Raw genomic sequence first — 20,268 nt, 5'->3', positions numbered from 1 at the left:
TGCAGTCCCAGCGCGCCGACATCGGCGCGGGCAGCTCCTGGTACGAGCCCGGCAATGCTAACAAGATCGACGCGGCGAACGCCCACCGCCCGCCCGTGGAGCGGCCGATCCGGTCAGAGGTTCGGCAGGCCCGGCTCGCCCGGATCCGCCGGCGCCTCGAACGGCGCGTCGAGCGTGCGGGTGAGCTCTTCCAGCATCGCGGCGATCTGGGGCTCGACGTACTGCGCGACGGCCGCCTGGATGCGCAACCGGTGGTGCAGCAGGATCGCGCACACCTCCCGGCCGATCATGTTCGCGTAGTCGTCGGCGAGCCCGACCTCCTGCCGCAGCGCCGCCTTTGCCTCGTCGCTGAGCGGAGGAAGCGCCGGGATCGCCGCTTCTTCCTCGGCCGCCAGCCCGGAGAGGGTGAAGAGGAAGGGCGACGCAGGGTCGGGGTCGGGGTCGAGCGGGAGTCCTTCGAACTCCGGGTCGAGCCCCTCGGCCGGACGATAGCTGCGGACGCGGTTGCGCTCGGCCTGCTGGTCGAGCTCGGCCTGGAGCATCGGGAGGTTTCGGGCCGTGTACTCGGCGACGGCGTGGTCGACGATCGTCTTCACCCGGGTCGACAGGCCGTGCTGCACACCGTGGGGCACGTCGGATCCGAGACCCGCGGCCGACAGCACCGGTGAGCCGAAGCAGCGCCGGCACGGGGCCACGCGCCCGCGGTGGGTGGCGGGTTCCCAGCGCGGCAACCACCGCAGCCAGGTATCGACGGCCTGGCTGACCTGGGTTTCGAGCGACCGCTCCACGGTCCCACGGTAGTCCGACACGCCCGGACTTCCCAGGCACCGGCCATCGGCGGCGCGGCGCGTCACTCGTCTTCGTCGCCCTCCCAGCCCCACCGGGGGCGTCGGGCGCGGGTGCGGACGAGTGCGATACCGGCCCACGCCGCGACGACGGCGGCGGCCGCGACGATCACACCGAACCAGCTGACGAGCGTGCGACCCGCGGCCGCCACCGCCGCCGCCGGGTCGACACCCGCGATCGCCGCGCCCATCGCGACTCCCCCGCCGTAGAGCAGGAAGACCGCGAGAGCGACGACCGGCGCACTCCAGAAAGACGGATGCGGCGCCCGCAGCGCGGCGGCGAGAGACCCGGCGAAGACGGCGAGCGCGACGATCATCCCGACGATGCCGGGGATCTGTCCGCCCCCGGGGGTCGTGATCACGTCCGCATCGAGCACGAGGCTCGTCACGCCGAGCCCGCAGATCGCGAGGGCGGCGAACCCGACGCTCGCGAAGGCGACCGCGATCGAGCGGCGAACGGGGCCGCCCTCTGTTTCCGACGCGCCCGTCATCGCCGCATCCGATCAGCCCTGGCGCAGCTGCGGACCCGCTTCGAGAGTGCGCTCGTACTCGCGCTGCGCCTCGTCGTTGAGCTCGGTGGCGCGGCGTCCGCGGGCGGCGACCCATGCGCCGAACCAGATGGTGAGCTCGCGTCCGAGCACGAAGGCGACGATCGACAGAGGCGCCAGCAGCTGCTCCTCGACCAGGGTCGCGCCCTCTCGCGCCGTCAGCATCCAGAACGGTGCCTGGAAGAGCTCGCCGAGCAGGTTGCCGGCGTAGGCGAACAGACCGACCAGGATGCCCCAGACGACCCAGTGCCCCCAGCGCCCACGGTTGATGAAGGCGCCGAGCAGCCAGAAGCCGATGTAGAAGGCGACGACCGGCACCCACAGCGTCCACGTCGTGAGCGCCGCAAGGGCGGCCTGCGGCACCTCGGCGAGCGTGATCCCGCCGTCGTACAGCAGCTCGAGACCGAGCCAGGCGGCCAGGAAGAGCACGGCGAAGACGAGCGCCGCGAGCAGCCCGATGGCGCCGGCGGCGCCGCGGTTGCCCCGCGCGCGCGGCGCTTCGGGTGCCTGTACGAAGATCGGCTGGGCGGCGGGCGCCGTCGCCGCCGCGGCGCCGGCCGCGTAGGACGGCTCAGGCGCGGAGGCGGGTTCGGGCGCGGCGTAGGTCTGCTCGGGCGCGACGGAGGCCGGCTCCGACGCCTGCGCGGTGCCGCCGGTCCACGCGGCGGGCGCGTACGACGTGTCGCGCTCGGCGGCGGGTTCGCTCGCGGTCACCGCGGGCTCGTCGTCGAGGGGAACGTCGTCGCGCTCGTACCAGGGGACGCCGTCGGGCTCCACGCGCTCGTGGGAGACGGGCTCCGCGCGATCCTGCGCCACGGGTTCGACGCGCTCGTCGGCGGCACGGTCGACCGGGGCGCGCTCGGGGCCGGGGGCGTCGGCCGCCTCCGCCTCGCGGCGCGCGGCCTCGGCTTCTGCAAGCCCCTCGTGGGCGCGGCTGACGACGTCGTGGTCGACGACATCCTTCGGCTCATCGACCGGTTCGCCGTAGGACGACCTGGAATCACTCATCGCCGCATTCCTCCCGCGGGGGCACGATCCCGCGTTGCGAGGTTAACCCCGTGGTGCTCGCCAGGCGGTGAGGCGTGCCGTCGTGTGTCGATGTCGGGGTCGCGATCGGCGCCGGTAGGGTGTGCCCATGACCCGTCTCCGCGTCCGCACCCTCGCCCTCGCCGTCGCGGTGGCGGGAATCGTGGTGCTCGCGGGATGCGCCCCCGAGGGCGACGGGCAGGCGACGCCGTCGACCGCGCCCGCGACGAGCCAGACGACGGGCGCCTCTGCCAGCCCCGCCCTCTCGCCGTCGCCGTCGGGTTCGCCGGGGTCATCCGCGCTGCCCACCGACTGCCGCAGCATCCTGTCCGCCTCGGTCCTGGCCGAGCTCGCGGGCGTTTCGCTCAACGACCCGTCGTTCGGACCCTCCGGCGCGCGGGGCGACACCCTCACGTGCATCTGGCGCGACCCGGCCGCCGACACCACGAGCCTGGTCACCACGATCACGAGGATGTCGTCGGGGCCGGCGCTCGACCTGCTGAACGGCCTCGTCGCCTCCGACGGGTTCACCTGCTTCACCCCCGACAAGGGCACGCGGTGCGAGAAGACGTTCCAGAACCCGACGTACGGCACGACCGACGGCCGCACGCTCTTCTACCGCGAGGGGCTGTTGATCGACACGTCGTACTCGAACCTGGCACCCAGCGGCTACACCAGCAGCATCATCGAGCGCGTCTTCGGCTGACCGCCCGCCGTTCGGGACACCGCGATCGGCTGAGACACACCGCCAGGCGGGGAGCCTCGGCCGGAAGGCGTGTCTGACGCGGTCAGCGCGGGAACGCGCGAGCCACCGTCTGGGCGCCGTACTCCTCGGGCTGCCAGTTCGTCAGCACCGTCGAGAGCCACGCCGTGCCCCTCAGGTCGTGCAGCTCGACGACCCCGCCCGTCGTGCGCTCGCAGTGCAGGCGCCCGCCCTCGTCCCCGCACGAGAATCCCTCGCTCGCGAGGGCGGCCGACGCGATCGCCCCCGCCCCGGTGGCAACATCGGAGAGGGTCGTCGACGCGCTCCGGCCGTCTTCGGTCGTCCACGTGCACGTGAACCGCACCGTCGGCGCGAGCGCCTGGGCGAGGGTGGTCGTGGTCGCCGGCGCCGACACGTTCTGCGAGAGGAGCACCTCGGGCGTCCAGGTCAGCTCGGCCCACAGCCGGTCGGGGTAGAGCGTGCGGCAATCGGTCGCGGGCTCCTCGGCCTCGTCCGGCGTGCTGGCGACGGAGGCCGTCGTGGCACTGCGCAGCGTGTCGCCGACGAACGAGATCGCGCCCGGCACTCCCGGGGCGGCGAGCCAGAGCAGAACGAGCACGACAGCGGCGCAGAACAGCAACGCCGGCCACGCGATCCAGGCGCTGCGTCCACCCACCTTGGCCATGTCTTCGACCTCCCCTCCCACCACGGTACGCACCGGGGCGTCAATCCCCCGGCTGCGGCACGCCCGACGTGCGCGCTGCGGGACCTTCCGCCGGCGGTCGAGCGTGCGGCCGGCATCCATCCCTCGCGGTGTGGGGCGCATTCCGACCCTTGGGGCGCGCAATACTCCGCCCCGGAGCGAAGAACGCGCCCCGAACCCGTCGAGGAGCAGCGCCTCGTCGGGGCCACGCATGACGAAGGCCCCCGACCCGTGAGGGGCGGAGGCCTTCGTCACACGGATGCTGTCAGCATCCGTTCTTCACTCAGTTGTAGGTACCGGGCGTGAAGTCGTCGGTGGAGAAGCTGTCGAAATCGACGTAGCTCAGGTCGGCGTCGCTGTACGCGCCGTCCGAGGCGAAGATGCGGTTGGGGTACCGCTCGCTCTTCGCTTCCTCCGTCGCCTCGACCGCGACGTTGCGGTACTTCGCAAGTCCGGTTCCGGCGGGGATGAGCTTTCCGATGATGACGTTCTCCTTGAGGCCGACGAGCGGGTCGCTCTTGCCCTCCATGGCGGCCTGCGTGAGAACGCGGGTCGTCTCCTGGAACGATGCGGCCGACAGCCACGACTCCGTCGCGAGCGACGCCTTCGTGATACCCATCAGCTCCGGTCGACCCGACGCGGGGCGCTTGCCCTCGCCCACGGTCTCGCGGTTGATGTTCTGGTACTTCTTGAAGTCGACCAGCTCGCCCGGGAGCAGCGTGGTGTCGCCGTGGTCGACCACGGTGACCTTCCGCAGCATCTGACGGACGATGACCTCGATGTGCTTGTCGTGGATCGGCACACCCTGCGAGCGGTACACGCCCTGGACGCCGTTCACGAGGTAACGCTGCACCTCGCGGGCACCCATGACACGCATGACCTCCTTGGGGTCGAGCGTTCCGACGAGGATCGGCTGACCGACGGTGACGTGCTGGCCGTCCTCGACCAGGAGCGTCGCGCGCTTCAGGACGGGGTACACGACCGCCTCGTCGCCGTTGTCGGGCGTGAGGATGACCTTCTTGGCCTTCTCGGTCTCGTCGATCGTGATGCGGCCATCGGCCTCGGCGATCGGCGACGCACCCTTGGGGGTACGGGCCTCGAAGAGCTCCTGCACACGGGGAAGACCCTGGGTGATGTCCTCCGCCGACGCCGAACCACCGGTGTGGAAGGTACGCATCGTCAGCTGGGTTCCGGGCTCACCGATCGACTGGGCCGCGATGATGCCGACCGCTTCGCCGATGTCGACGATCTTGCCGGTGGCCAGCGAACGGCCGTAGCAGTTCGCGCAGACGCCGACAGCGGAGTCACAGGTCAGCACCGAGCGCACCTTGATGGTCTCGACACCGGCCTCGACCAGCTTGTTGATGAGCACGTCGCCCACGTCGTCGCCGGCGTCGGCCAGGACGGTGCCCTGGGCGTCGACGACCTCGGAGGCGAGGGTACGGGCGAACACCGAGTTCTCGACGTTCGGGTCGCGGGTGAGCGTTCCGTCAGCGCCCACCAGGGCGATGGGGAGCTCGAGGCCCTTCGACGTGCCGCAGTCCTCTTCGCGGATGATGACGTCCTGCGAGACGTCGACCAGACGACGCGTCAGGTAGCCCGAGTCGGCCGTACGGAGGGCCGTGTCGGCCAGACCCTTACGGGCACCGTGCGTCGCGATGAAGTACTCCGCCACCGACAGACCCTCGCGGTACGAGGAGATGATCGGACGCGGGATGATCTCACCCTTGGGGTTGTTGACGAGCCCTCGCATACCGGCGATGTTCCGGATCTGCAGCCAGTTACCACGAGCACCCGACGACACCATGCGGTTGATGGTGTTGTCCTCGGGGAAGTTGGCGCGCATCGCCTTCTGCACCTCGTCGGTCGCCTCGGTCCAGATCTTGATGAGCTCCTGACGACGCTCGGCGTCGGTGGTGAGACCCTTCTCGTACTGCGACTGGACCTTCGCGGCCTGCTTCTCGTAGCCGCCGACGATCTCGGCCTTGTTCGGCGGGGTCAGGATGTCGCTGAGCGCCACCGTGACACCCGAACGGGTGGCCCAGTAGAAGCCGGCGTCCTTGATCCGGTCGAGCGAGGCGGCGACCTCGGTCTTCGGGTACTCCTCGGCCAGCTTGTTCACGATCTGCGACAGCTTGCCCTTGTCGGCCTGCTCGCGGACGAACGGGTAGCCCTTGGGGAGCGTGTCGTTGAAGATCGCCTGTCCGAGCGACGCCTCGACGAGACCGTTGCGCTCGTACGCCTCGATCGTCTCGGGGGTCTCACCCTCCGACTCGAGGAACGACAGACCGGGGATGCGGATGCGGACCTTGGCCTGCAGGTCGAGGGTTCCCTCGTCCTTGGCCAGGATCGCCTCGCCCACCGAACCGAACGCGCGCCCCTCGCCGATCGCACCCTTCTTGACCGTGGTCAGGTGGTGGAGGCCGATGATCATGTCCTGCGAGGGCAGGGTGACCGGGCGGCCGTCGGACGGCTTCAGGATGTTGTTCGAGGCGAGCATGAGGATGCGGGCCTCGGCCTGGGCCTCGACCGACAGCGGCAGGTGGACGGCCATCTGGTCACCGTCGAAGTCGGCGTTGAACGCCGCGCAGACGAGCGGGTGGAGCTGGATGGCCTTGCCCTCGACGAGCTGCGGCTCGAACGCCTGGATGCCGAGACGGTGCAGCGTGGGCGCACGGTTGAGCAGCACGGGACGCTCGCGGATGATCTCCTCGAGCACGTCCCACACCTCGGGACGCGTGCGCTCGACGGCGCGCTTGGCGGCCTTGATGTTCTGCGAGTGACCGAGGTCGATCAGGCGCTTGATCACGAACGGCTTGAACAGCTCGAGAGCCATCTGCTTGGGCAGACCGCACTGGTGGAGCTTGAGCTGCGGACCGACGATGATGACCGAACGACCCGAGTAGTCGACGCGCTTTCCGAGCAGGTTCTGACGGAAACGACCCTGCTTTCCCTTGAGCATGTCGCTCAGGGACTTCAGCGCACGGTTGCCGGTACCGGTGACGGGGCGACCACGACGACCGTTGTCGAACAGCGCGTCGACGGCCTCCTGCAGCATCCGCTTCTCGTTGTTCACGATGATCTCGGGAGCACCGAGGTCGAGCAGGCGCCGCAGACGGTTGTTGCGGTTGATCACACGACGGTAGAGGTCGTTGAGGTCGGAGGTCGCGAAGCGGCCACCGTCGAGCTGCACCATCGGGCGCAGCTCCGGCGGGATCACCGGGACGACGTCGAGCACCATCGAGGCCGGGCTCATGCCGGTCTGGAGGAACGAGTTGACGACCTTGAGGCGCTTGATCGCGCGGATCTTGCGCTGGCCCTTGCCCTCGGAGATCTGCAGGTGGAGGCTGTCGGCCTCTTCCTGCAGGTCGAACGCGGCCAGACGACGCTGGATCGACTCGGCGCCCATGTGGGCCTCGAAGTACTGTCCGAAGCGGTCCTGCAGCTCGTGGAAGACGTCGTCCTCGGGCTTGAGGGCACCGACCTCGAGCGTGCGGAAGTCCTCCCACACGCGCTCGAGCTTGGCGATCTGCTCGTCAGCGCCCTTGCGGACCTGCGACATCTCCTTCTCGGCGGCGTCCTTGACCTTCTTCTTGGCGTCGGCCTTGGCACCCTCCGCCTCGAGAGCGGCGAGCTCCTCCTCGAGCTTGGCGAGGCGGGCAGCGATCTTGGAGTCGCGGCGGTCGCCGAGCGTCTTCAGCTCGAGACGGATGTTGTTCTCCTGCGTGGCCAGGTCGCGGTGACGCGCGTCGGCGTCGACCGAGATGACCATGTAGGCGGCGAAGTAGATGACCTTCTCGAGGTCCTTGGGCGCCATGTCGAGCAGGTAGCCCAAGCGCGAGGGGACGCCCTTGAAGTACCAGATGTGGGTCACGGGAGCGGCGAGCTCGATGTGGCCCATGCGCTCGCGACGGACGGAGGACTTGGTGACCTCGACGCCGCAGCGCTCGCAGACGATGCCCTTGAAGCGGACGCGCTTGTACTTGCCGCACGCGCACTCCCAGTCACGGGAGGGACCGAAGATCTGCTCGCCGAACAGACCGTCCTTCTCGGGCTTCAGGGTGCGGTAGTTGATGGTCTCGGGCTTCTTGACCTCGCCGAAGGACCAACGACGGATGTCGTCGGCGGTCGCGAGGCCGATGCGAAGCTGATCGAAAGTTGTTGACTCGAGCACGAATTCTCCTGGTAGAAATTCAGTCGCTGAAATTTTGGGTCGACGTCCGGGGTCGGATGCTGCGGCCGGTCGCCCTCAGGCGGAGGGCCGCAGCATCCGGTTCCGGATCAGATCTCGTCGATGGATGAGGACTCGAAACGGCTCGAGATGTTGATGCCGAGTTCTTCGGCGGCGCGGAAGGCGTCGTCGTCGGTGTCGCGGAGGTTGACCGCCGTGCCGTCGGCCGAGAGCACCTCGACGTTCAGGCAGAGCGACTGCATCTCTTTCATGAGCACCTTGAAGGACTCGGGGATGCCGGGCTCCTGGATGTTCTCGCCCTTGACGATCGCCTCGTACACCTTGACGCGGCCGAGGATGTCGTCGGACTTGATCGTGAGGAGCTCCTGGAGCGCGTATGCCGCGCCGTAGGCCTCGAGGGCCCACACCTCCATCTCACCGAAGCGCTGTCCGCCGAACTGCGCCTTACCACCGAGCGGCTGCTGGGTGATCATCGAGTACGGACCGGTCGAACGGGCGTGGATCTTGTCGTCGACGAGGTGGTGCAGCTTCAGGATGTACATGTAGCCGACCGAGACGGGAGCCGGGAACGGCTCGCCGGAGCGGCCGTCGAACAGCTTCGTCTTGCCCGAGGAGTCGATCAGACGGTCGCCGTCGCGCGTGGGGGTCGTCGAGTCGAGCAGACCCGCGATCTCCTGCTCGAACGCGCCGTCGAACACCGGGGTGGCGACCTTCGTGTTCGGAGCGGCCTCGAAGGCTTCCTTCGGGAGGTTGGCCGCCCACTCGGGGGTGCCCTCCACCTTCCAGCCCTGCTTGGCGATCCAGCCGAGGTGAAGCTCCAGCACCTGGCCGAAGTTCATGCGGCCGGGGATGCCGAGGGGGTTCAGGATCACGTCGACCGGCGTTCCGTCGGCGAGGAACGGCATGTCCTCGACGGGGAGGATCTTCGCGATGACGCCCTTGTTGCCGTGACGACCGGCGAGCTTGTCGCCCTCGGTGATCTTGCGCTTCTGGGCGATGTAGACCACGACGCGGCGGTTGACGCCCGAGCCGAGCTCGTCGTCGCCGTCCTCGGCGTTGAACTCCTTGACCGCGATGATCGTGCCCTGCTCACCGTGGGGGACCTTCAGCGACGTGTCGCGCACCTCGCGGCTCTTCTCGTTGAAGATCGCGCGGAGCAGGCGCTCCTCGGCCGACAGCTCGGTCTCGCCCTTGGGCGTGACCTTGCCGACGAGGATGTCGCCGGGGCGAACCTCGGCGCCGATGCGGACGATGCCGCGCTCGTCGAGGTCCTTGAGCAGGTCGGGGCTGACGTTGGGGAGATCACGGGTGATCTCCTCCTTGCCGAGCTTCGTGTCGCGCGCGTCGACCTCGTACTCCTCGATGTGGATCGAGGAGAGCGTGTCGTCCTTCACCAGCTCCTGGCTGAGGATGATCGCGTCTTCGAAGTTGTGGCCTTCCCACGTCATGAACGCCACGAGGAGGTTCTTTCCGAGGGCGAGCTCACCGTTCTCGGTGGCCGGACCGTCGGCGATGACCTCGCCGACCTCGATGCGGTCGCCCGCCGAGACGATGACGCGCTGGTTGTACGACGTGCCCTGGTTGGAGCGGTCGAACTTGCGCAGGAAGTAGTCCTGCGTGCCGCCCTCGTCGAGCTGGATGGTCACGACGTCGGCCGAGACCTCCTGCACGACGCCGGCCTTCTGCGCGGTGACGACGTCACCGGCGTCGATCGCGGCGTAGCCCTCCATACCGGTTCCGACGAACGGCGAGTCGCTGCGAACCAGCGGCACGGCCTGACGCTGCATGTTCGCACCCATGAGGGCGCGGTTGGCATCGTCGTGCTCGAGGAAGGGGATGAGCGATGTGGCGACCGAGACCATCTGGCGCGGCGAGACGTCCATGTAGCCGATCTCGTCGATCGGGAAGAGGTCGACCTCGCCACCCTGGCCGCGACGTGCGAGCACGCGGTCCTGGACGAACGATCCGTCGGCCTTCAGCTCGGCGCCGGCCTGGGCGACGATGTAGTCGCTCTCTTCGCTGGCCGTGAGGTAGTCGATCTGCTCCGAGACCTTGCCCGCGGTGACCTTGCGGTACGGCGTCTCGATGAACCCGAACGAGTTGATACGGGCGAACGAGGCGAGCGAACCGATCAGACCGATATTCGGGCCTTCAGGGGTCTCGATGGGGCACATGCGGCCGTAGTGCGACGGGTGGACGTCACGGACCTCGACGCCGGCGCGCTCACGCGACAGACCGCCGGGGCCGAGCGCGGAGAGGCGACGCTTGTGGGTCAGACCCGCGAGCGGGTTGTTCTGGTCCATGAACTGCGACAGCTGCGACGTTCCGAAGAACTCCTTGATCGCGGCGACGACGGGGCGCACGTTGATCAGGGTCTGCGGCGTGATCGCCTCGATGTCCTGCGTGGTCATGCGCTCGCGGACGACGCGCTCCATGCGCGACAGACCGGTGCGGACCTGGTTCTGGATGAGCTCGCCGACGGCGCGGATGCGACGGTTGCCGAAGTTGTCGATGTCGTCGGTGTCGAGACGGATCTCGGCGGGCTTGCCCGCGCGCAGGCCGTCGAACGTCGTGTCGCCGCGGTGCAGGCGCACCAGGTACTTGATCGTCGCGACGATGTCTTCGACGGTCAGCACCGAGTCGCTGAGCGGGCCCGCGAGGCCGAGCTTCTGGTTGATCTTGTAGCGACCCACCTTGGCGAGGTCGTAGCGCTTCGGGTTGAAGTAGAAGTTGTCGAGCAGCGCACGCGCGGCCTCGGCGGCGACCTGCTCGCCCGGACGGAGCTTGCGGTAGATGTCGCGGAGCGCGTCTTCCTTCGTGAGGATGGTGTCCTTCGACAGCGTCTCTTCGATGGAGTCGAAGCCGGCGAACTCGGCGAGGATCTCTTCGCTCGTGAGGCCGAGGGCCTTGAGGAAGACGGTGACCGACTGCTTGCGCTTGCGGTCGATGCGGACGCCGACCTGGTCGCGCTTGTCGATCTCGAACTCGAGCCATGCACCGCGGCTGGGGATGATGCGCGAGGAGACGATGTCCTTGTCGGACGTCTTGTCGGGGGTCTTGTCGAAGTAGACGCCCGGCGAACGGACGAGCTGCGACACGACGACACGCTCGGTGCCGTTGATGATGAACGTGCCCTTGCCGGTCTGGAGCGGGAAGTCGCCCATGAAGACCGTCTGGGTCTTGATCTCACCGGTCTGGTGGTTCATGAACTCGGCCTCGACGTAGAGCGGGGCGGCGTACGTCTTGCCGCGCTCCTTGCACTCCTCGATGGAGTACTTCTCGGGCTCGAGGTAGGGGTTCGTGAACGAGAGCTGCATCGTCTCGCTGAGGTCCTCGATCGGGGAGATCTCCTCGAAGATCTCCTCCAGACCGCTGATCTCGGAGACATCCGTGCGGCCGACGGCCTGGGCCTCGGCGACCCGCGCCTTCCACTTCTCGTTACCGACGAGCCAGTCGAAGGACTCGGTCTGCAACGCCAGGAGGTCGGGGACCTGCAGGGTGTCGGAGATCTTGGCGAACGAGAGGCGGGAAGTGCCGCGACCGTTCTTCTGGTTGGTGGTGGTGTTGGATGCGTTGCGCGCAGCAGCCAAAAGATATCCTCCGCAGAGCCCGGGCAGGGGGCTCATGATTCCTCGTCGTCAGGTGGAGTGCTCCTCGGCCCCGAAACCCTGTGCGTCGCACACCGCGGAATCGCGGGGACGCGCAGAGACAGCCGACCACCATATGAGGGCAGGGAGATACGAGGAGCGCAAAGACCAACTATATGTCGAATCCCGCGCCGTGTCCAGCCGGAATCTTGACGCGTGTGATCCGCTGCGGTATAACCGCGCGCCGACGTTCGGCATTCCCGCCCGCAGCCCTCCCCCAGCCCGCCCCATCCCTCCCCCACCTTCGCGCCCGAACTCAGGATGAGTGCGGTGCGCCGCCCTCTTCCCCGCGTCGTTTCGGCTCGCTCTGTGGCCTCAGCCTGAGTTCGTGTCGCGCCGCCCCGCGCGCCGCCTCTCGGACTTCGGCGGGCCCGCTGCCCTCTTCGCCTCGGACGGACCGCCCTCTTCGGCCTCGGCCGGACCGCCCTCTTCGCCTCGGCCAGACCGCCCTCTTCGGCCTCGGCCATCGCCCGCACACCCCTCGCCGCCTCGGCAGCGAGGCCGGGACGAATCCCCTGCCCAGCACGAACTCAGGATACGAGCGAGCCCATAGCCCTCTGAACGGCGTGTCGCGCGCGATGCACCGGGCCCATCCTGAGTTAGGGCGCAAGGGAGGGCGGAACCCGGGGAGTCAGGAGCTGTCGGGACTGCGGTCACTGCCGGAGGACGCCGGCGCCGTCGGACGCGGAGACTGCGGATGCCCGGGACCCCGGGAACGCCGGAACTGCGGATGCCCGGGACCCGGGAACGCCGGAACTGCGGATGCCCGGGCCCCCGGGAACGCTGGAGCGGCGGGCCCGCCCGAGCTGCGGGGCACCGGCCTGCCGGAGCCCCGCCCGAGCTGCGGACACCGAGGCAGATGGGGGCCGCGCGCGGGGGCGGGCATCGCCGCCGCCGTCGCCTACTCGATCAGGCGCGCGTGGGAGAAGCGCACGCGGTCGCCGGGCCTGGCCTGACCGAGGGCGTCCAGCGACGCATCCGCCACCACCGCGATCACGGGATACCCGCCGGTCACGGGACCATCGGCCAGAAGGATCGTCGGACGCCCGCTCGGCGGCACCTGCAGGGCACCCGGCACCATGCCCTCGCTCGGCAGCTCCCCGTCGTGCACGTGCTCGAGCGATGGCCCGTCGAGGCGCAGCCCCACCCGGTCGGCGGCACTGCCGACCGTCCACGCACCGTCGAAGAGGAGGGAGAGGGCGGATGCGGCGAACCAATCGGTCCGCGGACCGGGAGCCAGACGCACCTCGATCGGCGACTCGGGGTGCGTGCGCCAGGGGACGGCGTCGATCGTCGGCACCTCGCCGAGAACCTCCCGCCCGACGGCGAGCCCGTCGCCGACGCGCAGCGGCGCCCCGCCGAGCCCGCCCAGCGTGTCGGTCGACCGCGAGCCCGCGACGACGGGCGCGTCGATCCCGCCGCGCACCGCCACGTAGGCCCTGACACCGGCGACGAAGGGCGCGAGCGACAGCTCCTCCCCCGCGGGCCACCGCACCGCCGCGTGCGAGTCGACCCCGCGGCCGCCCAGGCGCAGGTCGCCGCCCGCCCCGGCGACGGCCACCCACAGGTCGCACTCGGCGACGGCGCGGAACCCGCCGACGGTCACCTCGATCGCCGCGGCGCCCTCGCGGTTGCCCACGAGACGGTTCGCCAGCCGGAGCGCGCCGCGATCGAGGGCACCCGAGCGCGCGATGCCGAGCGCCGCCCTCCCCGCCCGGCCGAGGTCCTGGACGGTCGAGAACAGGCCCGGCGCGAGCACGCGCAGGCTCACCCCGTCACCTCGGTGAAGCGCACACGGCTGCGGGGTGCGAGGAGCACCGGATCGTCGGCGTCGGGGTCGAACAGGGTCGCCCGTGTCGTGCCGATCAGGCGCCACCCCCCGGGGGTCTCGCGGGGGTAGGCACCGCAGAACGATCCGGCCAGTCCGACGGCCCCGGCCGGCACGCGCGTGCGGGGCGCGGCCAACCGCGGCACCTCGAAGGGCCACCCCGCGCCGACGAGGTAGGCGAACCCCGGCGCGAAACCGGTGAAAGCGACCGACCACTCGGTCGCCAGATGGCGCTCGACGAGAGCGCGCGGCGTCAGTCCGAGCAGTTCGGCGGTGCCGGCGAGGTCGGGCCCGTCGTACCGCACCGCGATCTCGACGAGCGGGCCGGGCCCGGCAGCATCCGTCCCCGCGGCCTCGGCCGCGTCGACGATCCATGCGCGCGCTCGCGACACTGCCAGCACGGCAGGGTCGACGGCGATCAGGATCGTACGCGCGGCGGGCACGAGGTCGATGACGCCGGCGGGCCTGGTCGCATCCAGCGTCGCATGGAGGGCGAGCACCGCGTCGAGCGAGCCGGCCTCGGCCAGGAGCGCCCGGTCGCCCATCGGACGGACGACGACGGATGCGGCGTCGCCGCCGCTCATCGCCGACACCTCACCACGGCGCCCTCACGCTCACGCCGTCGGCCGCGAGACCGCGGCGCACCGCCCGCGCCATCGCGACGGAGGCCGGGGTGTCGCCGTGCACGCAGAGCGAGTCGGCGTTCGGTCGCAGCCGAGTGCCGTCGACCGCGTCGAGCTCGCCGTCGGCGACGAGGCGCCGCGCGCGGGCGGCGACGGCCTGTGGGTCGTCGAGGAGGTCGCCCGGCTCCCCGCGCGGGACGAGAGCGCCGGTCGAGAGGTAGCCGCGGTCGAGGAAGGCCTCCCGACGAAACGGCAGACCCGCAGCGACCGCTGCCCGCTCGACCTCGCCGCCCACGCCCAGGAGCGGAACGGGACGACCGAGGTCGGACGCGAGGTCGGCGACGGCATCCACGAGCGCGTCGGCCTGCCCCGCGTCGTCCACGACCGCGTGGTAGAGCGCTCCGTGGGGCTTGACGTACCGGATCTCGGCGCCCGCGGCGCGGAGCGCGTCGAGCTGCGCCGCGATCTGCGCGCGCAGGGCGACAGCCCCGGGGTCGCGGCGCACGCGGCCGAAGTTCTCGGGGTCGACGTACGACGGGTGGGCGCCGACGGCGACGCCGAATCGTTCCGCGCGCGTCACCGACGCCCGCATCGACGCCGCGTCGCCCGCGTGCCCTCCGCAGGCGATGTTCGCGCTCGAGATGAGCGCGAACATGGCCTCGTCGTCGGCCGTGGCGACCCCGCGGATCGTCTCGCCGAGGTCGGCGTTCAGGTCGATCGTGCCCATCACCCCACGGTAGTGGCGGCCCGCTCGCTCCCGACCGCCGCACGGCGTCGGAGGAACGCGCGGAGGTCGGAGCTTTCGCCGCCGAACCTCCGACGGCCGTGCGATGCTCCGACGTTCGGAGGTCGGGCGCGACCGGGCGGCGCCACTAGCGTGGGAGCGTGGCCAGGGCGCGGATAGAGAACGACGAGCTCGGCCGCGCGCGCCTGGGCGACGGCACGATCGCGCGCGTGCTGCCCTCGGCGTACACCTCCGGATACGAGCTCGACGTCGACGGGACGCCGCAGTCGCACGTCGACCTCGACGACCCGACGCACCTGCACTTCGAGTACGTCGCGCGCATGGGCGCGGTCATCGATCTCCTCCGCCTGCCGGGGCAACCGCTGACCGCCGTGCACCTCGGGGCGGGCGCCCTGACGATCCCGCGCTACGTCGAGGCCACGCGCCCGGGGTCGCGCCAGCAGGTGGTCGAGCTCGAGCAACCGCTCGTCGACCTGGTGCGCACGCACCTCCCCCTGCCGCGGAACGCCTCGCTGAGGGTGCGCATCGGCGATGCCCGCGCGGTCACCGCGAAGCTCCCGGCAGGACTGACCGGCGCAGTCGACCTGCTCGTCTCCGACGTCTACGCCGGGGCGCAGACCCCCGCGCACCTGACCACGGTGGAGTTCTACCGGGATGCTGCGCGCCTGCTCGCGCCCGACGCGGTGTTGCTCGTGAACGTCGCCGACGGGGCGGGGCTCGCCTTCGCCCGCCGTCAGGTCGCGACCGTCCGGGAGGTGCTGGAGCACGTCGTCGTGCTCGCCGAGGTGCAGGTGCTGAAGGGCCGCCGGTTCGGCAATCTGGTGATCGTCGCATCGGCGTCCCCGCTTCCGGTCGAGTGGCTGCCGAGGCTGATGGCGGCCGGACCGCACCCCGCGAAAGTGGCCCAGGGCGCCGAGATCGACGAGTTCGTCCGCGGTGCCCGACCGGCGACCGACGGCGACGCCACGGCGTCTCCGAAACCTCTGCCGTCGCTGTTCCACCGGTGAGATCGGCGCGCCTGGGCGAGGCACCCGGCGACGTGCCGCAGACTTGCTGAGCGGCCGGCACGGGCGGAAGGAGTCGCGAGTGAGCTACATCCACGGGTACGACCCCGACACGCTTCGCGAGATCGTCGATCTCGAGGAATGCCGTGAGCGTCTCGAAGAGATCGGCGTGCAGCGCAGCCTGCCCGCGCTCCTCGAGCGCGTGTGGCTGCTGAAGGTGCTCGACCGACTCGACGAGGCCCTGGTGGTCTCCGACCAGTCGGTGCGCGTGGCCCGCATGGGCGGCACCCGCAAAGACCTCCTTCGTGCCCGCATCCTGCACGCGACCGTGCTGCAGAACCGCGGAGCGTTCGCCGCCGCGCTGCAAGAGCTCACCGCCTGCGCCGAAGAGGCCGAGGGCCAGCGCTGGTCGGGCATCGCCGCGTTCGCCTACCAGCACCGCGGCAAGACCTCCTACGACGGCGAAGACTACGAGTCGGCGCGCACCGACTTCAAGCGCGCACTCTTCCTCCGCCAGGACGCCGGGGCCACCGACGAGCAGCTGGAGGCGACCCTGCTCGCGATCGACGCCGCCGACCGACGACGCGCTCGGACCACCGTCGCCAGCTGACCCCCGATGGCCGAGTGTCGCACGTACGTTCTATCGTCGCGAGCATGACCGAACCGCAGCGCGTTCGCACCTGGGCTGAGGCGCTCCTCGCCCTCCACCTCGATGCCTCGTGGTCGTTCGGCTTCGACAACGCGAAGCTGCGTGCCGGGCTGTGCGACTTCCGACGCAAACGCATCACCGTGTCGCGTTACCTCTCCGCGCGGTACGACGACGAAGAGAACCACCAGACCCTGCTGCACGAGGTCGCCCACGCGATCGCCGGCCCGGGTGCCGGTCACGGCCCCCGGTGGAAGGCGATCGCCCGCGATCTCGGTTACGTCGGCGGCACCACGCACCGCGGCGAGACCGCCGTCGAACTCGCGCCCTGGGTGGGGGTCTGCCCCGCGGGCCACGTCGCGTACCGCCATCGCCGCGCACCGCGGGCCACGTCGTGCTCGACGTGCGCGCCGCGTTTCGACCAGCGGTTCCTCTTCACCTGGACCAGGCGCGAGATCAGCTCCGCCGACCGGCTCGCCGCACGAACTCCGCGCTGAGGCGCTCGTGCAGCCGCCGCTGAGAGAGGATGAGGCATGCGCATCCTCTTGAAGCTCGTGATCGACTGCGACGCGGATGCCGCGTGGCGCGCCCTCCACTCCCCGACGGCGGTCGCCGAGCTCTACGGGCCGCTCATGCAGATGCAGCCGCTGGCCGACCCGCCGACCTCGTTCGAGACGGGCACCGACGCCCCGGTGAGCCTGAGCGTGGCCGGCGTCGTGCCCGTCGGCAGTCAGCTCATCTCGGTGTCCGACCGCGAGACGACGGATGCGGCGGGCGCCCGCGTGCGCATCTTCCGCGACAGCGGCATGCCGCTGACCGGCCCGCTCGCCGCCCTCGACGTGTGGGACCACCAGATGGCCGTGTCACCCGCCCCCGGAGACCCCACGCGCACCCTGTGGCGCGATCGCCTCGTCATCGGTGGTCGCGCGGCACCCCTCCTGTGGCCGACGCTCTGGGCGGCGTGGCAGTGGCGTGCCGCACGGCTGCGCGCCCTCGCCCCGACCTGGGCCCACGACCCCGAGCCCCAGCCCGAGGCCTGACCCGCGGGTCGCGGCACGGCTGCGCAGTGTGAGATCCCCCGACCCTGCGGCGGCGCGGCTGCGCGGTGTGAGGGTCCGTGACGCATGCCCGGAGTCGCCGGCCCGGGGCCGGCGGCTCCCCGCCAGTCCCGATGCCAGCGTCTCGGCCCCTCACCCCGCTCCGCCGATCCCCCGACCCTGCGCAGCATCCGATTCACCCCGTGATGCTCGAATCCACATCCCGCCGCTGCAACGGGATGTGGATTCGACCACGAGCGTGTTGATCGGATGCTGCGGCACGACCCGCGGAGCGGCTATTCGGCGAGCGCGGCGACGGGGGCGACGCGCGTGGCGAGCCTGGTGGGGACGACCGCGGCCACCAGGGTGAGGATCGCGGTCGCGACGACCACGGCGAGCACGGGCCACAACGGCACCGCGGGAAGCACGAAGGTCGGCGAGAGCCATGCGGGCGGGAACCGCACCGACCCGAGCACCGACTGCGCGCCCGCCCAGCCGTAGGCGATGCCGAGCACCAGGCCCGCCGAGAGGGCGGCGATCGTGACGTGCGCGGCCTCGAGCAGCACCATCCGACGCACCTGCGCGTTCGACATCCCCAGCGCCCGCAGCAACCCGAGCTCGCGTCGCCGCTGCACCACCCCGATCGTGAGGAGGTTGACCAGTCCCACGCCGGCGATCACGGCGCTCACCGCCACGAGCGTCATCATGATGGCCGAGAACGAGTCGATGAGGGTCGCCATCCCGGGGTCGAGCTCCCCGCCGCTGGATGCCGTCAGCACCGCTTTGACGGTCTCGAGGGCCACGGCGAACATCGTCACCAGCGTCACTCCCATGACGACGCCGATCGCCATCCGCGACGAGCGCTCCGGGTAGCGCAGCGCGTTCTCCGCGGCCAGTCGCGCCGTCGCCGAGCGTCCGAACAGACGCCCGACCAGGCGGAGCACCGGCGGCATGACCAGGGTCGCCCCGAGGGCGAGCGCCGTGAACGAGAAAATGCCGCCCAGGAACGAGATCGCAACGCCCAGGGGCGTGACCAGACCGACCGCGATGCCCAGGGCGAGCAGCCCCCCGCCGATGACGAACAGCACCAGGGCGGCGATGTTCCGACCGCTCCGGCGCGCCACCGTTTCGCGGGTCGGTTCCACCGAGCCGCCCAGCGCCTGCAGCGGCGTCACGGTCAGCACGCGGCGCGATCCCGCCCACGCTGCTCCCCAGGTGGTCAGGGCGACGACGACGACGGGGAGCACCAGCAGCGGCTGCAGAAGCGTCGAGACGTCGTCGACCAGCGCGAGGCCCATCAGCTGCACCGCGAGCTGCGCCCCGCCGAGCGACAGCACGGTGCCGATGACGAAGCCGAGCGCGGCGCCGATCGCCCCCACGATCAGTCCCTGCCGGGCGACCTCGGCGCGCTGCGCCTTGGCCGACGCGCCGATGAGCCGCAGCAGCGCGATCTGACGTGTGCGCCCCGCGACCACGGTGGCGAAGGTGTTGGCCGTGACGATCGCGGCGACGTAGACGGCGACCCCGACGAGCAGCACGGTGAGAAAGCCCAGGATGAAAACCAGCGTCTCGCTCCCCCCGATGAAGGGGTCGGAGCGCAGGACGAGCGAGATGAACGCCGTCGTCGACATGAGCACCACCGCGAAGGCGCTCGACAGGGCGGCGACGAGCACGCTCGCGCCCATCCCGCGTTCGCGCAGCCACGCCAGCGGTCGGGCGGATGCTGCGGGACTCACCGTCCGTTCCTCCACCGCGACCGCGGTCATGCCGTCACCTCGGGCGCCAGGGCGCTCTCGGTCTCGAGCATGTACGCGGCGATCTGCTCGGCACTCTGCCGCGGCTTGTCGGCGACGATCCGGCCGTCGCCGAGGAACAGCACGCGGTCGGCGTGCGAGGCCGCGAGCGCATCGTGGGTCACCATCGCGATCGACTGGCCGTGGTCGCGGCTGGCCGCGGCGAGGAGCCTCAGCACTTCTCGGCCGGAGCGCGAGTCGAGGTTGCCCGTGGGCTCGTCGGCGAAGACGAGGTCGGGCGCGGTGGCCAGCGCCCGGGCGATCGCGACACGCTGCTGCTGCCCGCCGCTGAGCTGGTGCGGGCGGTGGGTGAGGCGCGCGGTGAGGCCGAGCGTCTCGACGAGTCCCTCGATGCGCGCCCGCTCGATCGCCGAGGGGCGGCGCCCGTCGAGGTCGAACGGCAGGAGGATGTTGCCGATCGCGTCGAGGGTCGGCACGAGGTTGAAGGCCTGGAAGACGAAGCCGACGCGGCGGCGGCGCAGGAGGGTCAGCTCCAGGTCGCCGAGGCCGCTGATCTCGGTGTCGCCGATCCAGGCTCGACCCGAGGTGGGGGCGTCGAGTCCGGCCATGACGTGCATCAGTGTCGACTTGCCCGAACCGGAGGGGCCCATGATCGCGGTGAACTGTCCCCGGCGGATGCCGACCGAGACGCCGTCGAGGGCGCGGACGGCGTTCTCGCCGCCGCCGTAGGACTTGGTGAGCTGCTGCACCCGGGCGGCGAGCCCGAGATCTGTCGAGGTGATTTCCATGCTTCGACGCTACGAATCGGGCCGCGCGCCCCGCGTCGCCCGAGCGGCGCATTCGCGTACATCGCGAGGATGACGTTGCCGCAGCATCCGGCCGCCCTCCGTTCGGGAATGCGCCACTTCTCGGTGAATGCCCGCAGCGACATGTGCAGTCTTTCGCAGGAATGCGCCACATTCCTGCG

The 20,268-nt window shown here is 70.6% G+C and carries 16 protein-coding genes; 5 read left to right on the top strand and 11 right to left on the bottom strand.

Annotated elements, in window-relative coordinates; all coding sequences use genetic code 11:
• Positions 1-113: 113 nt before the first annotated feature.
• From DEA06_RS12135 to DEA06_RS12125, 3 genes are all read right to left on the bottom strand, one after another.
• Positions 114-788, bottom strand: coding sequence for a spermidine/putrescine ABC transporter substrate-binding protein (locus DEA06_RS12135; protein WP_116648379.1), 675 nt, complete (start codon positions 786-788; stop codon positions 114-116).
• A 62-nt stretch (positions 789-850) separates the two neighbouring features.
• Positions 851-1,336: a hypothetical protein gene (locus tag DEA06_RS12130; RefSeq protein ID WP_116648270.1), complete on the bottom strand. Its 486-nt coding sequence runs from the start codon at positions 1,334-1,336 to the stop codon at positions 851-853.
• A 12-nt stretch (positions 1,337-1,348) separates the two neighbouring features.
• The gene (locus DEA06_RS12125) at positions 1,349-2,401 is read right to left on the bottom strand and encodes an ABC transporter (protein WP_116648269.1); all 1,053 of its coding nucleotides are present in this window, start codon (positions 2,399-2,401) and stop codon (positions 1,349-1,351) included.
• Positions 2,402-2,528: 127 nt separating this feature from the next.
• Between DEA06_RS12125 and DEA06_RS12120 the strand changes: the two genes are divergently transcribed.
• The gene (locus DEA06_RS12120; RefSeq protein WP_116648268.1) at positions 2,529-3,125 is read left to right on the top strand and encodes a hypothetical protein; all 597 of its coding nucleotides are present in this window, start codon (positions 2,529-2,531) and stop codon (positions 3,123-3,125) included.
• Positions 3,126-3,207: 82 nt separating this feature from the next.
• On the opposite strand, the gene DEA06_RS12115 is transcribed toward DEA06_RS12120, so the two are convergent.
• From DEA06_RS12115 to DEA06_RS12090, 6 genes are all read right to left on the bottom strand, one after another.
• On the bottom strand, positions 3,208-3,840 hold the full coding sequence (locus tag DEA06_RS12115; RefSeq protein WP_133241760.1) for a hypothetical protein: 633 nt from the start codon (positions 3,838-3,840) through the stop codon (positions 3,208-3,210).
• Between the two features lie 268 nt (positions 3,841-4,108).
• A complete protein-coding gene (gene rpoC / locus DEA06_RS12110) occupies positions 4,109-7,999 on the bottom strand; it encodes a DNA-directed RNA polymerase subunit beta' (protein WP_116648266.1) in 3,891 nt (1,296 codons plus the stop codon).
• Between the two features lie 107 nt (positions 8,000-8,106).
• Positions 8,107-11,607, bottom strand: a complete 3,501-nt coding sequence (locus tag DEA06_RS12105; protein ID WP_116648265.1) for a DNA-directed RNA polymerase subunit beta — start codon at positions 11,605-11,607, stop codon at positions 8,107-8,109.
• Positions 11,608-12,565: 958 nt separating this feature from the next.
• On the bottom strand, positions 12,566-13,435 hold the full coding sequence (locus DEA06_RS12100; RefSeq protein WP_116648264.1) for a biotin-dependent carboxyltransferase family protein: 870 nt from the start codon (positions 13,433-13,435) through the stop codon (positions 12,566-12,568).
• On the bottom strand, positions 13,432-14,076 hold the full coding sequence (locus tag DEA06_RS12095) for an allophanate hydrolase subunit 1 (protein ID WP_116648263.1): 645 nt from the start codon (positions 14,074-14,076) through the stop codon (positions 13,432-13,434). Before DEA06_RS12095 ends, DEA06_RS12100 begins: the two co-directional genes overlap by 4 nt.
• A gap of 10 nt (positions 14,077-14,086) precedes the next feature.
• On the bottom strand, positions 14,087-14,842 hold the full coding sequence (locus tag DEA06_RS12090) for a 5-oxoprolinase subunit PxpA (protein ID WP_116648262.1): 756 nt from the start codon (positions 14,840-14,842) through the stop codon (positions 14,087-14,089).
• 158 nt (positions 14,843-15,000) lie between these two features.
• Between DEA06_RS12090 and DEA06_RS12085 the strand changes: the two genes are divergently transcribed.
• The 4 genes from DEA06_RS12085 to DEA06_RS12070 all read left to right on the top strand — a co-directional run bounded on the left by DEA06_RS12085 (position 15,001) and on the right by DEA06_RS12070 (position 17,550).
• Entirely contained in the window at positions 15,001-15,867 is an 867-nt protein-coding gene (locus DEA06_RS12085; RefSeq protein ID WP_116648261.1) for a fused MFS/spermidine synthase, read from the top strand.
• A gap of 79 nt (positions 15,868-15,946) precedes the next feature.
• A complete protein-coding gene (locus DEA06_RS12080; RefSeq protein WP_116648260.1) occupies positions 15,947-16,474 on the top strand; it encodes a hypothetical protein in 528 nt (175 codons plus the stop codon).
• 44 nt (positions 16,475-16,518) lie between these two features.
• The gene (locus tag DEA06_RS12075) at positions 16,519-17,007 is read left to right on the top strand and encodes a SprT-like domain-containing protein (protein WP_116648259.1); all 489 of its coding nucleotides are present in this window, start codon (positions 16,519-16,521) and stop codon (positions 17,005-17,007) included.
• A 36-nt stretch (positions 17,008-17,043) separates the two neighbouring features.
• Positions 17,044-17,550 carry a hypothetical protein gene (locus DEA06_RS12070; RefSeq protein WP_116648258.1) on the top strand — a complete coding sequence of 169 codons (507 nt, stop codon included), beginning with the start codon at positions 17,044-17,046 and terminating at the stop codon, positions 17,548-17,550.
• A 293-nt stretch (positions 17,551-17,843) separates the two neighbouring features.
• Here DEA06_RS12070 and DEA06_RS12065 read toward each other — a convergent pair whose 3' ends face one another.
• Both DEA06_RS12065 and DEA06_RS12060 read right to left on the bottom strand, forming a co-directional pair.
• Positions 17,844-19,313 carry an FtsX-like permease family protein gene (locus tag DEA06_RS12065; protein WP_116648257.1) on the bottom strand — a complete coding sequence of 490 codons (1,470 nt, stop codon included), beginning with the start codon at positions 19,311-19,313 and terminating at the stop codon, positions 17,844-17,846.
• Entirely contained in the window at positions 19,310-20,089 is a 780-nt protein-coding gene (locus DEA06_RS12060; protein WP_116648256.1) for an ABC transporter ATP-binding protein, read from the bottom strand. Before DEA06_RS12060 ends, DEA06_RS12065 begins: the two co-directional genes overlap by 4 nt.
• Positions 20,090-20,268: the final 179 nt, after the last annotated feature.

This window comes from Microbacterium sp. Gd 4-13 (assembly GCF_003095395.1).
Classification (GTDB): domain Bacteria; phylum Actinomycetota; class Actinomycetes; order Actinomycetales; family Microbacteriaceae; genus Microbacterium.
Note: the sequence above shows the minus strand (reverse complement) of the source record. Positions and strands in the feature narration are given on the sequence as shown.

Bases quoted from the DNA above. Each gene is read 5' to 3' on its own strand.
- DEA06_RS12130 (WP_116648270.1), bottom strand. From the start codon at position 1,336: ATGACGGGCGCGTCGGAAACAGAGGGCGGCCCCGTTCGCCGCTCGATC.
- DEA06_RS12125 (WP_116648269.1), bottom strand. From the start codon at position 2,401: ATGAGTGATTCCAGGTCGTCCTACGGCGAACCGGTCGATGAGCCGAAG.
- DEA06_RS12120 (WP_116648268.1), top strand. From the start codon at position 2,529: ATGACCCGTCTCCGCGTCCGCACCCTCGCCCTCGCCGTCGCGGTGGCG.
- DEA06_RS12095 (WP_116648263.1), bottom strand. From the start codon at position 14,076: ATGAGCGGCGGCGACGCCGCATCCGTCGTCGTCCGTCCGATGGGCGAC.
- DEA06_RS12090 (WP_116648262.1), bottom strand. From the start codon at position 14,842: ATGGGCACGATCGACCTGAACGCCGACCTCGGCGAGACGATCCGCGGG.
- DEA06_RS12075 (WP_116648259.1), top strand. From the start codon at position 16,519: ATGACCGAACCGCAGCGCGTTCGCACCTGGGCTGAGGCGCTCCTCGCC.
- DEA06_RS12070 (WP_116648258.1), top strand. From the start codon at position 17,044: ATGCGCATCCTCTTGAAGCTCGTGATCGACTGCGACGCGGATGCCGCG.
- DEA06_RS12065 (WP_116648257.1), bottom strand. From the start codon at position 19,313: ATGACCGCGGTCGCGGTGGAGGAACGGACGGTGAGTCCCGCAGCATCC.
- DEA06_RS12060 (WP_116648256.1), bottom strand. From the start codon at position 20,089: ATGGAAATCACCTCGACAGATCTCGGGCTCGCCGCCCGGGTGCAGCAG.